The sequence below is a fragment of the Streptomyces sp. TRM70350 genome, assembly GCF_019219825.1.
In the GTDB taxonomy this organism is placed as follows: Bacteria; Actinomycetota; Actinomycetes; order Streptomycetales; family Streptomycetaceae; genus Streptomyces.
Genome location: NZ_JAHUXH010000023.1, coordinates 63,805 through 76,576 on the forward strand (window position 1 = coordinate 63,805; position 12,772 = coordinate 76,576).

The 12,772-nt window shown below is 70.2% G+C and carries 9 protein-coding genes and 1 tRNA gene; 1 reads left to right on the forward strand and 9 read right to left on the reverse strand.

Going from position 1 to position 12,772, the window contains the following annotated elements; genetic code table 11:
• Positions 1-9: 9 nt before the first annotated feature.
• From KWI83_RS27740 to KWI83_RS27770, 7 genes are all read right to left on the reverse strand, one after another.
• Positions 10-696, reverse strand: coding sequence for a hypothetical protein (locus tag KWI83_RS27740; RefSeq protein ID WP_218517124.1), 687 nt, complete (start codon positions 694-696; stop codon positions 10-12).
• Complete coding sequence (locus KWI83_RS27745) at positions 693-1,106, reverse strand: thioesterase family protein (protein ID WP_218517125.1); 414 nt, start codon at positions 1,104-1,106, stop codon at positions 693-695. Before KWI83_RS27745 ends, KWI83_RS27740 begins: the two co-directional genes overlap by 4 nt.
• Positions 1,107-1,110: 4 nt before the next feature.
• Positions 1,111-2,775: an energy-dependent translational throttle protein EttA gene (ettA, locus tag KWI83_RS27750; protein WP_218517126.1), complete on the reverse strand. Its 1,665-nt coding sequence runs from the start codon at positions 2,773-2,775 to the stop codon at positions 1,111-1,113.
• 249 nt (positions 2,776-3,024) lie between these two features.
• Complete coding sequence (locus KWI83_RS27755) at positions 3,025-4,434, reverse strand: Cys-Gln thioester bond-forming surface protein (protein ID WP_218517127.1); 1,410 nt, start codon at positions 4,432-4,434, stop codon at positions 3,025-3,027.
• 281 nt (positions 4,435-4,715) lie between these two features.
• On the reverse strand, positions 4,716-5,204 hold the full coding sequence (locus tag KWI83_RS27760) for a single-stranded DNA-binding protein (protein WP_218517128.1): 489 nt from the start codon (positions 5,202-5,204) through the stop codon (positions 4,716-4,718).
• 374 nt (positions 5,205-5,578) lie between these two features.
• Entirely contained in the window at positions 5,579-7,510 is a 1,932-nt protein-coding gene (locus tag KWI83_RS27765; RefSeq protein WP_308122212.1) for a YfjP family GTPase, read from the reverse strand.
• 687 nt (positions 7,511-8,197) lie between these two features.
• The gene (locus tag KWI83_RS27770) at positions 8,198-9,805 is read right to left on the reverse strand and encodes a dynamin family protein (protein ID WP_218517129.1); all 1,608 of its coding nucleotides are present in this window, start codon (positions 9,803-9,805) and stop codon (positions 8,198-8,200) included.
• Positions 9,806-10,126: 321 nt separating this feature from the next.
• Between KWI83_RS27770 and KWI83_RS27775 the strand changes: the two genes are divergently transcribed.
• Positions 10,127-10,202 (forward strand) — tRNA-Arg (locus KWI83_RS27775).
• 316 nt (positions 10,203-10,518) lie between these two features.
• On the opposite strand, the gene KWI83_RS27780 is transcribed toward KWI83_RS27775, so the two are convergent.
• Entirely contained in the window at positions 10,519-11,709 is a 1,191-nt protein-coding gene (locus KWI83_RS27780; RefSeq protein WP_218517130.1) for a M20/M25/M40 family metallo-hydrolase, read from the reverse strand.
• A gap of 61 nt (positions 11,710-11,770) precedes the next feature.
• A complete protein-coding gene (locus KWI83_RS27785) occupies positions 11,771-12,727 on the reverse strand; it encodes a DMT family transporter (RefSeq protein WP_308122213.1) in 957 nt (318 codons plus the stop codon).
• Positions 12,728-12,772: the final 45 nt, after the last annotated feature.

Here is a 12,772-nt window from a genome sequence, read left to right on the forward strand (position 1 = left end):
TGACGGGCGTCAGCGCACGCTGACGCCCAGCGTCCCAAGTCCTCCGCGCCGCACGGCGATCGACCCGTACGGCGTGCGCAGCCGCAGCCAGGCACCCGACGAGAACAGCCCCAGCTCCTCCGCCGCCCCGGCCCCGGCGGCCGACCGCAGGAATCCCAGGGACTGCGCCGCGTGCACGGCCCGCACCGGAAGGTGGGTGTCCCCGACGGTCCGGGACCAGATCTCGCGCCCGATCCGGTCGAGTTCGGCGCGCGTACGGCCCTGAGGCGGCAGTTCCTCCGTACGGGACCGGAATTCGGCCACCGCGGCGGCGACCATGGCCCGCAGTGTGTCGGCCCCCGGCAGTCCCCGCTCCGGCCGCCAGCCGCCACGCGGCGGCAGCACTCCCGCCCACGGCGGCCCGGTCACCGCCTCCGGAACGGCCGCCGTGGCCGCCTTCTCGTCCACGGACTCCAGCAGCTCACCGGCGGAGACGGTCACGTCGAGGGTGACGTGCAGCCCGTTCTCGTACGGCTTGGCCAGTCGTACCGCCCGGATCGCCAGCACCTCGAAGGACGGCGGCCGGCCGAAGACGGCGAGCGCGGTGCCCGCCGCCTGCAGGCGCACCGCGGCTGAACGGTCGTAGTGGAGCAGCCGGGAGAGGAAGGCCGCGAGATCCGCCGCCTCCCCCTCGTCGGCAAGGTGGAGCACCGTCATGCGGCGACGGCCTCCTCCTTGTCGTCGTCCATGTACTCCTGGAGGAACTCCCGTTCCCCTTCAGTGAGCCGACGTGGCCGCCCCGCCTCGAAGTCGAACGGCACTATCACCGTCGAGGCCCGGACGTAGATCTGGTCGTCGTCCTTCACCTCGTAGGCGAGGGTGAAGGAGGCGGCCCTGATCTCCGTGACCCACAGCTCGATGTCCACGGGCGTGTGCCGGTGGACGAGCTGCCGCTTGTAGTCGATCTCATGGCGTGCCACCACGGACCCCTGCTTGAAGTTCTTGTCCGGGCGGAACAGGAAGTTGACACGGGCTTCCTCCAGGTACCGGAGGAACACCACGTTGTTGACGTGGCCGTACGCGTCCATGTCCGCCCAGCGCAGTGGGCAGCGGTAGATGTGCCGCAAGAGATCAGCCCCGGGTCAGCTTCTTGTAGGTCGCGCGGTGCGGACGGGCGGCGTCCGGCCCCAGCCGCTCGATCTTGTTCTTCTCGTACGACTCGAAGTTGCCCTCGAACCAGAACCACTTGGAGTCACCCTCGTAGGCGAGGATGTGCGTGGCGACACGGTCGAGGAACCAACGGTCGTGGGAGACGACGACGGCGCAGCCGGGGAACTCCAGCAGCGCGTTCTCCAGGGAGGAGAGCGTCTCCACATCCAGGTCGTTGGTCGGCTCGTCGAGGAGCAGCAGGTTGCCGCCCTGCTTGAGGGTGAGCGCCAGGTTGAGGCGGTTGCGCTCACCGCCGGAGAGCACCCCGGCCGGCTTCTGCTGGTCCGGCCCCTTGAACCCGAAGGCGGAGACGTACGCCCGCGAGGGCATCTCCACCTGCCCCACGTTGATGTAGTCGAGCTCGTCGCTCACGACGGCCCAGAGCGTCTTCTTCGGGTCGATGTTCTCGCGGCTCTGGTCGACGTACGAGATCTTGACGGTGTCGCCGACCTTGATCGTGCCGGAGTCGGGCTGCTCAAGACCCTGGATCATCTTGAACAGGGTGGTCTTACCGGCGCCGTTCGGACCGATGACACCCACGATGCCGTTACGCGGCAGCGTGAACGAGAGATCATCGATGAGAACCTTCTCACCGAAGGCCTTGCTGAGGTTGTTGATCTCCACGACGACGTTGCCGAGCCGCGGCCCCGGCGGGATCTGGATCTCCTCGAAGTCCAGCTTCCGCATCTTCTCGGCCTCGGCGGCCATCTCCTCGTAGCGAGCCAGACGCGCCTTGGACTTGGCCTGCCGCCCCTTGGCGTTGGACCGCACCCACTCAAGCTCTTCCTTCAGACGCTTCTGCCGCTTGGCGTCCTTCTGCCCCTCGACCTTGAGGCGGGCGGCCTTGGTCTCCAGGTACGTGGAGTAGTTGCCCTGGTACGGGTAGGCGCGGCCGCGGTCGAGCTCCAGGATCCACTCGGCGACGTTGTCGAGGAAGTACCGGTCGTGCGTAATCGCGACCACGGTGCCCTCGTACTTGGCGAGGTGCTGCTCCAGCCAGTTCACCGACTCGGCGTCGAGATGGTTGGTGGGCTCGTCGAGGAGCAGCAGGTCGGGCTGCTCCAGCAGCAGCTTGCACAGCGCGACGCGGCGGCGCTCACCACCGGAGAGGTTGGTGACGGGCCAGTCGCCGGGCGGGCAGCCGAGGGCGTCCATGGCCTGCTCCAGCTGAGCGTCGAGATCCCACGCGTTCGCATGGTCGAGCTCCTCCTGGAGCTTGCCCATCTCGTCGAGCAGCGCGTCGGAGTAGTCGGTGGCCATCAGCTCGGCGATCTCGTTGAACCGGTCGAGCTTGCCCTTGATCTCGGCGACGCCCTCCTGGACGTTCTCCAGGACCGTCTTGTCCTCGGTCAGCGGCGGCTCCTGGAGCAGGATGCCGACGCTGTACCCGGGCGACAGGAACGCGTCACCGTTCGACGGCTGCTCAAGACCGGCCATGATCTTGAGGACGGTGGACTTACCGGCGCCGTTCGGACCGACGACGCCGATCTTGGCACCCGGAAGGAAGTTCAGGGTGACGTCGTCGAGAATCACCTTGTCGCCGTGCGCCTTGCGCGCCTTGCGCATGGTGTAAATGAACTCAGCCAAGAGAAACCGTCCGGCAGCTTGAATCTGACAGTGGGCAGATACACCCCATCTTGCCGCATCGCCGGCCACCGGAGGAAACCGCCTGCTGCGTGCGTGGGGTCGTCGGGGACAGCGAGTCACCCGGCGGGCACACGCTGTTGAGATGTCAAGGGTCGAGGACTCGCCGGTCCTGCGCCGGTGGTCGCGCGGCGGCTCCCGTGACGCTGTGCAGGTGCGGCGTCGTGGCGCTACGACTCTCCTCTTCCGGCGCTACGACTTCCTCTTGCGGACCACGATCAGTGCCGCGCCGCCGATCACCACCAGGCCGATTGCCACGCCCGCGATCACCGGGGTCGCGTCGGAGCTGCCGGTGGCGGCGAGGTTGACGTCGGCGGAGGTGCTGCCGATCGTGGCCGGGCTCGGCTGGGTGAGGATCTGGGTGGACTCGCCGGCCTCGGAGGCGGCGTCGGCCTGGGTGCGGCAGTCGAGGACGCCGGTGAAGCGCTTCTCGTAGCCGCCGGGGCCGGTGATCGTGAAGTCGTAGGCCTGGTCCTCCTGGAGCGGGATGGTCACCGTGCGGGTCCCACCGGCCGCGATGGTGTGCTCGGTGCCCATCAGCTCGAAGGTGAACGCCTCGTCGCCCTGGTTGACCGCGGTGATGTCCACGCCGCTCTCGGCGCAGTTCTCCGCCGCGGACAGCGCGGGTATCGCGCCCGTCTCCGCCCAGGTGGCACTCGCCGTCGCCGTGACCGTGGACTCGCTGGAGCCGGCCAGGATCTGCGTCTGGCTTCTGGTCTCGGAGGCGAAGGCGCGGCCGACCGGCACGGTGGTCGACGCCTGCACCGTCAGCTCGGCCGAGCCGTCCGCGGTGTCCGTCGGCACCTCGAAGAACAGCTGGCTGCCGTCCTGCGCGGTGGTGATGTCCTTGCCGTCCTCGCCGACGATCCGCACCCCGCTCATCGCGGCGTCGGCCGGCGGGGTCACCGTGACGCTGTCCGCGTTGGTGTGCACGGTCACCGGGCCGAGCAGCCCGCCGGGGTGGCCGGAGAGCGCGGGCGGGTCGAGGGTCAGTGACGCCGCGGGTTCCGCCACGTCACGGGCGCTCTTCTCCAGATAGTCCGCGAGCTTCTCGGCCTCGGGGTCGACGGCTTCGACATCCACCTCGTCCGAGTAGCGCCAGATGGCCACCTGCGTACCGGCCGCCGCGTCCTGCTCGCTGAGACCGCTCCGCACGCCCGCCTTCTTCGCCAGCGAGGCCAGGTCGTTCACCTGCGGGTAGGAGTTCTGCAGGATCCAGCGGATGCGGCCGGCGTCCTTGTTGGCGCCCAGGGAGGTGCCGCTCCAGGGCGTCTCGTGGTACTTGGCGTCCTTCTGCGTGGGGTTGTGGATGTCCACGCAGTACGTCTGCAGCATCCCGCCGCCCTCGACGGACATCTGGAACAGGCCCGCCGAGATCTCCAGGTCGCCCTCGGGGGAACGCACGACCGCCGCACCGTACGTCTTCAGGCCCCCTATGGTGGCGGTCGCCCCGCCCTGGGTGTGTACCGGTGTGGTGCCGGCGGCGGCTGGGCCGGCCGTCACCAGGGCACCGCTGACGGCGAGCCCGGACACCAGCGTCACAGCGGCGAGGCGGGCCGCCCCTCGCCCGCACACGGACAGTGCGGAGAACGAAGAAAACACAGAATTCCCCTTCGAGCAGGACCCGTTGACGTGGGGGGACGGTCCCACCAGCAGAATCTCAAGCCACGAGAGCCACGCTCGGCATCCTAGGGATGCGGGCGTACCAGGCTTCCCGGTGATCCCGTCGGACCGAAGATCCGACTCGGAATCGTTATCGCCGAGACCCCCTGCGAACAGGGCTTATCGACAAATCCACCGAGGTTGTTCGGGAGTGCATGCGTCGATAAGCCGCAGTTCGGTCATCATCGTTCGGCCACGGGGCGAAAGCCCCGGGCATGTGGTCATGTCACCGCCGCTACCTCCTGCTGCTGTTGAGACTCCGTATCGGCCGTGTCGTCAGCGGACTCACCGGCAGGCGTCTCCCACACCGGCTCGGGCTGCTGCGGTGAACCACCCCCCACCGCCTCGCCCTTCGCGTTGCCGCGCCGGAACGCCGAGGTGCCCCGCGCCAGATCGTGACCGATCGCCACGGCGTCGATGTCGGCCGACGTCCAGCTCTGCCCCTCGCGCACATCCGTCCGCACCTTCAAACGGCCCTGCACGATCACGGGATCGCCCACCCCCAAGGAGGCCGCCGCGTTGGTGGCGAGCTGCCGATTGGCCCACACCGTGAAGAAGTTGGTGTGTCCGTCCGTCCACGCGTTCTTCTCCCGGTCCCAGTAGCGGGCGGTCACCGCCAGCCGGAACCGTGCCGACGGTCCCGCCGCCAACTCCCGGTAGACCGGCTGCGTCGCCACATTGCCCACGGCACACACCAGCGTCTCGTTCATGTCGTCGTACCCCTCCCTCGCCCGGCCGCTCGCACCGGGCGGGCACGCGTACGGGCCCGTCCCGTACGGCTGCGTCTGCCGGCGGCGGCCGCGATCGTCCGCGAACCGCCACCGCCGTGACGACCGCGTCCGTCGCGATCGCCGCGAAGCCAGACTGCCTCCGCCGAGCCGAGCCCGCTGAGCGCTGTGGACGACCCCTGAGCCTGTGGAAAACTCCGTCACCCGTTCGAGGGACACCTTCGAAGGCCCACCTTCGAAGCACCACCGGCCACCCGACAACCGGATACCGGACCGACAAGCTCAGTGGACCGACAAGCCCAGTGGACCGACAAGCCCAGTGGACCAACAGGTCAGTGGTCCAACAGGCCGATGCCCTACCTCACCGCCACCCCCGTCCCCAGCACCCGCCCGTACTGCTCCCGGACCTCCCGATACCGCAGCAGCTCAGCCGCCACCGGATCGAGCACCCGCGCCCGCCCGCACCCGGCCGCCGCCTCCCGCAGTCGCCGCTCCGCCTCCAGCCCGTACCGCCGGGCCGGGCCCCGCGCCGCCAGCTTGCAGCTCCACTCCACGAGCGGGCCGCCGACAATCCCGGACACCATCAGCAGCACCGGCACCCCGAGGTTGGGCGACATGACCCCGACGATCTGCCCGACCAGCCACAGCCCGCCCACGACCTGGAGGATCGTCATGGAGGCCTGCACCAGCACGGCCACCGGCCACCAGCCCGGCCGCGGCGGCCGCCCCGGCGGCAACCCGGCCCGCGAGGCCAGTTCGTCGAGCGCCTCGGGCAACCCCTGGGACCCGCGTGCGGCCGCCTCCCGCACTGCCTGCGCCCATGGCGCGGGCAGCCCGGCCGACGCCCGGTCGGCCACCGTACGCACCGCATGCTCGACCTTCTGCCGCGCGGTGGCCTGTTCGTCCGCCTGCGAGCGCAACGCCAGCCGCCCCGTTGGAGGTTCACTCCGGTCCTGGTACCACCGCCACAGCCGCAGCCAAGGCGTCCCGCACGCGCGGTTGGCGTTGCGCAGCCAGGCCCGTTCGGCCGCCTCACCGGCGGCGGTGGCGCCCACGGCGTCCGCGAGCCGCGCGGAGAACTCGTCGCGTGCCTGCTCACTGAGCCCTGTGCGCCGCCGGGTGGCGTAGACGGGCCACAGCCGCGTCGCGGCGGCATCGAGATCGGCGGAGATACGGCGGGCCGCCGCACCCCGCTCCGCCACGAACTGGCCGAGCGCCTCCCGCAGCTCCCCGATGCCCTCCCCGGTGAGCGCGGACAGCGCGAGCACGGTCGCGCCCGGTTCGCCGTACTCCCCCAGGGCGACCCCGTCCTCGTCGAGCAGCCGCCGCAGATCGTCGAGCACCTGGTCGGCCGCCTCCCCGGGGAGCCGGTCGACCTGGTTGAGGACGACGAACATGACCTCCGCGTGCCCGGCCATGGGTCGCAGATAGCGCTCATGGAGGACGGCGTCGGCGTACTTCTCCGGATCCACCACCCAGATGATCGCGTCCACGAGATCCAGCACCCGCTCGGCCTGTTCGCGATGCTGTACGGCGGCGGAGTCGAGGTCGGGCAGGTCCACCAGGACCAGCCCACGCAGCTGCGCCTCCGCCTCCGCGCTCTGCAACGGGCGCCGCCGCAGCCGCCCCGGGATGCCGAGCCGGTCGATGAGGCTGGCCGCGCCGTCACTCCAGCTGCACGCGATGGGCGCGGCCGTGGTGGGCCGACGTACGCCCGTCTCCGAAATGGCCACTCCGGCGAGCGCGTTGAACAGCTGCGACTTGCCGCTGCCGGTCGCGCCCGCGATGGCGACGACGGTGTGCTGCCCGGAGAGCTTGCGCCGCGCCGCCGCCTCGTCGAGCACCCGGCCCGCCTCGGCGAGCGTCCTGCTGTCGAGCCGGGTGCGCGACAGCCCCACCAGCTCACGCAGCGCGTCCAGCCGCGACCGCAACGGGCCGTCGTACGCCAGCGGCATGACCCTGTGCGGGCCACTCGGCCTGGTCTCCACTACGGCTGCCTGCTCGCCGTCGGTCGCCTCGGTCACCCGGCGCGCGATCAGTCCGTCGTCCCAGGTGTCCTCGGACTCCCTGCGACGGGAGGGGACGACGTCCCGGCGGGAGGCGGCACCGCGACGCGAGGGGCCGTCGCGGCGGCGGCCGTCCTCGCGACGGGCGACGCCGTCACGGCGCGAGCCGTCTCCTACGCGCGCGTGCCCCTCGTTCTGCCCCCACCCGGCACCCCGCCGCTCCCCCGCCCTGGCTGCCCCTGCCCCGGGCTCCCTCGTCCCTGACTCTCCCGCTTTGCGCAACACCTTCCAGGGAAGCCTAAAGGCGCCACTTCCCCAATCCCCCCTCCGAGGGGAGTCCTTTCTGGTGGCGGAGGCGTCCTTTTCCGAGTCGCCGTCCCCGCTGGAACCCTTTGATCCGTTTCCGGAATCGGCGCTCTCCTCAGAGGGGCCCTTTTCTGAATCGTCCTCCTCAGGGAAGTCCTTTCCGGAATCATCCCCATTGGGCATATTTTCGGAATCGCTCCCCACAGGGTCACGATCCGCAGCGTCATCCCCTTCAGAAGTACGCCCCTCAGCAGCACGCCCCTCAGTGGTACGCCCGTCAAAGTCACCGCCTTCAGCGTCACGCCCCTCGGGGCGCTGGTCCTCGCGCTGGTCCTCGCGCGCGTCCTCGGCGGCTGACTCCTCCGGCCCGTCGTCCCCTTCTGCCCCTTCTCCCCCTTCTCCCCGTTCAGGTCCTTCAGGCCCCTTCGGCTGAGCCCCTTCTGACCCTCCAGGCCCCTTCGGCTGAGCCCCTTCTACCCCTCCAGGCCCCTTCGGCTCTTCTGCCCCTTCTGGCCCTCCAGGCCCATTCGACTCTTCGACGCCTGCCCCTGGGGCCCAATCGGCCCCTTCTGACCCTTCGAGCCCCTCGGGCCCCTCCGGCTTTTCCGGTTGCTCGGGATCGGCGTGTCCCGTGTGGTCCTGGTCAGTGACGGCAGTCACCGGTCACCTCTCCTTCTGCAGTACGGACAACGCGGCGATGAGTTCGGCCTGCGGTTCGGGATGGACATCGAGGGCGTCGAGGGGCGCGAGGCGGCGCTCGCGTTCGTTGTGCATGACCCGGTTCACGTACTCGGTGAGCAGCCGCCCGCCCCGGTCGCGCAGCCGCAGCGCCCCGTGGGCGCCGATCCGCTCGGCGAGCCCCTCGCCCGCGGAGCGGGCCCGGCGGCCGCCCAGCAACGCGGTGGCGACCAGAGCGGCGACCACCTCGGGATCGGGCGCGACGCTCCGGTCGAGGCCGCGGACCTCGTCCTCGGCGTACTCCTCGACCTCGCGCCGCCACCGCCGTACCGCCATTCCGATCCGGTGCTCGGCGTTCTCCAGGGAGGCGTCTCGGTCCGAGAACTCCGGGGCACGCGCCGCCGGTTCGCGGCGCCAGGCCTCGTCGACGCGCTCGTCGGCGGCCGTGACGGCGCACAGCAGGAGCGCGCTGAGGCTCTCCACGAGGGCGTCGAGGAGTTCGCCGGCGGTGCAGTCGAGGGGAAAGGCCCGCCAGCGCTTGAGGGCGTCCCCGGCGAGCACGGCACCGGACTGCAGGCGCTGTCTCACGCGCGCGTGCTCACTGTCGTAGGCGAGGTCGACGGCGGAGGTGAGCCGGAGGGCGGCAGCGTACTGGGCGGCGGCGGCGCTGGCCAGTTCGGGCATCCGGGACTTGAGCGAGTTGAGGATGCCGTACGCCGTACGGGCCATGGCGTGCTGGCGGGCTGCGGGATCCTGGGTCTGCTGGGCGAGCCAGGTGCGCAGCGGCGCCACGGCCGTGGCCGGGAGCAGGCCGCCGCCCCAGGCCGACTCGGGAAGCTCGGGCACGGTGAAGCGGGGTACGTCGCCGAGTCCCGCCTTGGTGAGCAGGGCGGCGTACTGCCGGGAGACCTCGGAGACGACCTGGTGGGGGACCCGGTCGAGGACGGTGATCAGGGTGACGTCGTACTCCTTGGCGGTGCGCAGCAGGTGCCAGGGGACGGCGTCGGCGTACCGGGCGGCCGTGGTGACCATGACCCAGATGTCGGCGGCGCACATGAGCTCGGCGGCGAGGGTGCGGTTGTCGGCGACCAGGGAGTCGATGTCGGGTGCGTCGAGGAGGGCAAGGCCGGGCGGCAGGGTCTCGGCGGTCTCGATCCGCAGCACGCGCGCGGGGTTCTCACCCGGGGGCAGCAGGTCGTCGTCGGGCTGGTTGTGGGGCACCCACACGCGCGTGAGGTCGGGCAGGACGCGCATGCCGCTGAACCAGTGATGATCCTCCGGGTGGCAGACCAGTACGGGCGTCCGGGTGGTGGGCCGCAGGACGCCGGCCTCGCTCACTCTGCGGCCGACGAGGGAGTTGACGAGGGTTGACTTGCCGGCGCCGGTGGAGCCCCCCACGACGGCCAGCAAGGGCGCTTCAGGCTCTCTCAGGCGGGGCACCAAGTAGTCGTCGAGCTGGGCGAGAAGTTCGTCGCGGTTGGCACGCGCGCGTGGGGCCCCCGCCAGGGGCAGCGGGAAGCGTGCGGCGGCGACGCGGTCGCGCAGGGCGGAAAGTGCGTCGAGCAGCTGAGGCCGTACGTCCAAGGTCACCACATGCGAAGAATGCCCAATTTTATGGGATATCTGAAGCATATGGGCATGTCTGCGCGCCGACGGAACACAAGGGACGGAAGGGACGACTGGGACACGGGCACAGCCCAGGCATAACGAGTGCACAACACCCGGCGCGTGAGGCGTCAAAAGCGATGCACGATTCGTACCTGCCTGCGATTATCAGGACCGCTTCACCGAACCTCCACATCGAGCCACGGAGGCGAAGCATCAGGGTCAAGGATCCGGGAGCCCTATCCTTGTCCCCGGCAACGTCACGGATCAGCCCACACCCGGGCACCCAAGACAGAGGCCACACACCTGGCCCCCGTAGCTCAGTGGATAGAGCAGGCGCCTTCTAAGCGCTTGGCCGCAGGTTCGAGTCCTGCCGGGGGCGCCACTGACCGCCGGTCAGGCTGGCGACGTTCTCGCAGGTCAGACTGAATCTTCCTGGTCTTCCACATTAATCGGATTCTTCGCCTCTGCCTCGACCAGCCCTCCCGGCAAAAAGCGAGTTCCCGAATGGGCCGACCCGTTTCTACGCATGAAGTGCGGCTGCCCCTGCAGGTGGAGGCGGTTACGCGGGCTTGGGGCCCGGGTCACCGGCCTCCGTCACGAACGGCGCGGATGCCCGGAGCCGGGCCGTTCCCGGTGCCTCGGTCCAACGGGCGCGGCCCCCGGCGGAAGTGTTCCGACGGGGGCCGCGCGCGTTCGGGTCAGGCCGTGACCAGGTCCTGCGACAGCAGTTGCGGCAGCATCGCCTCGCCGGTGCGGACCACGGCGTCCAGGAGGGCCTGGGTGCCGAGCACCAGGTGCTCGTCGGCGGTGTGCTCGCGGTTGGAGTGCGAGAAACCACCGGTGGAGGGTACGAAGAGCATCGCGGTGGGCAGCCGGGTGGAGATCACGGAGGCGTCATGGCCGGCGTAGGAGACCAACGGCTGGCACCGGTCGGTGTGGCGGCGGCACGCCTCCTCCACGATGCCGTGGACGCGCTCGTCGAAGACGGCCGCGGGCTTGGCGCTGGTGCGCTCCAGGTCGGCGGCGCACACCTCCTCGGTGGCCACCAGGAACAGGAAGTCGGTCAGGGACCGCTCGATCGCGTCCAGTATCTCGTCCGTTCCGGCGCGTATCTCCAGCTCCACCCGGGCCGCGCCGGGTACGACGTTCGCGGCGGCCGGGTCGAACGAGATGACCCCGGCGTTGCCGATCGACGCCGGGTCGGCTTCCTGGCAGATCCGCTTCAGCTCAGCGGCGACCCGGGTCACCACGCGACCCGCGTCCTGGCGCAGTTCGAAGGGGGTGGTTCCGGCGTGGTTGGCCTGGCCGGTGACCGTGACGGTGTAGCGGCGTACGCCGACGATGCCGGTGACGGGGGACAGGTCCAGTCCGGCCCGCTCCATCCGGGGGCCCTGCTCCACGTGCAGCTCGATGTAGGCGAACAGGTCGTCGACGTGCGGGTCCCGGGTGAGTGCGGTGGACCCGGTCAGCCCGCCCTTGCTGCCCTCCATGACGCCTTCCTCGTCGAACCAGGCCACCGTTTCGACGTGGTCGGCCATGGGGTGGTCGTGCTCGTGCAGGGTGCGCAGCACCTCCATGGCGGCGATGACGCCGTAGGCGCCGTCCAGGTGCCCCGCGGCGGGCACGGTGTCGGAGTGCGAGCCGATCAGCAGCCACGGCCCGGAGGTGTTCAGGCGACGGGAGAACACGTTGCCGGTGGTGTCGTAGTAGGAGTGCAGTCCCGTGACGCGCATGGTCTTGTCGATCCAGTCCCGGGCTGCCATGTCGGCGTCGTTCCCGGCGATCCGGTAGATCGCACCGTCGGCTCCGGCTCCGATCTGCGCGAGGCGGTTGATGTCCTTCAGCAGGCGCTCGCTGTTGATCTGGGTCAGGGGGGACGTGGTGGACACGAGTGTTCTCCAGGTGAGGTCGTTACCAGGTCGGTGCGGGTGTGTGCCGGGCTGTGGATGTTCAGTGCCGTGCGGACGACAGGGCGACACCGGCGATGATCAGGCCCATGCAGGCGAACTGCGCCGGGGTCGGGGCTTCGGCGATGGTCAGGAAGGCGAGGGCCGAGACGCAGACGGGCTGGAGGTAGTAGACGACTCCGGCGCGGGTGGCCCCGATCGTCTCCACCGCCTTGTTCCACACGAAGAACGCCAGCGCGGAGGAGGCGACGCCTATGTAGGCGAGCGCGGACAGGTTGCCGCCCGTGGGGCTGAAGCCGCCCTGCACCGCCAGCGACACGGCTTGCGCGGGGACGAGCAGGACGAGGCCGACCAGAACCGTCGCGGCCAGGAACACCACCGCGGGGATCTCCTTCGGCTTGCGCTTGAGCAGCGCGGAGTACCCGGCGAAGGTGCACATGGCGGCGACCATCCACAGGTCACCGACCGCGAAGTCCAGGCTGAGCAGTGTCGCGACGCTGCCCTTGGCCACCAGTGCCACGACGCCCACCAGGGCGAGCAGCATGCCGAGGACGCGGATGCGGGAGAGACGCTCGCCGCCGATCGCGGCGAACACGGCGATCAGCACCGGGGAGGCGGCGGCGATCAGGGCCAGGTTGGTGGCCGAGGTGGTACGCCCGGCGATGTAGATGAGCGTGTTGAACAGTGTGATTCCCAACAGGCCCACCACGGTGATGTAACCGGCGTGGGCGCGTATCGCCCGGCGGTGTTGCCACAGGCCCTTCGCGGCGAAGGGCGCCAGGGCCACGAGGGCGATGGCCCAGCGCCAGAACGCGGTCTGGACCGGGGGGATGTCGTCCGAGAGGGCGCGGGCGATGACGAAGTTCCCGGACCAGATGAGTGTCGCCACCCCCGCCAGGATCGGGCCGAGCCACACGGCGGCCCGCCTGACCGGGTTCGCCTCCGAGGTGGCGGGGGCGGTCGTGGGGAGGGATGTCGGTGTGACGCGGGTGGTGGTCACGGGGGTTGCTGCTCCTTCGATCGCTGGGCTGGTGTGTCGTGCGGC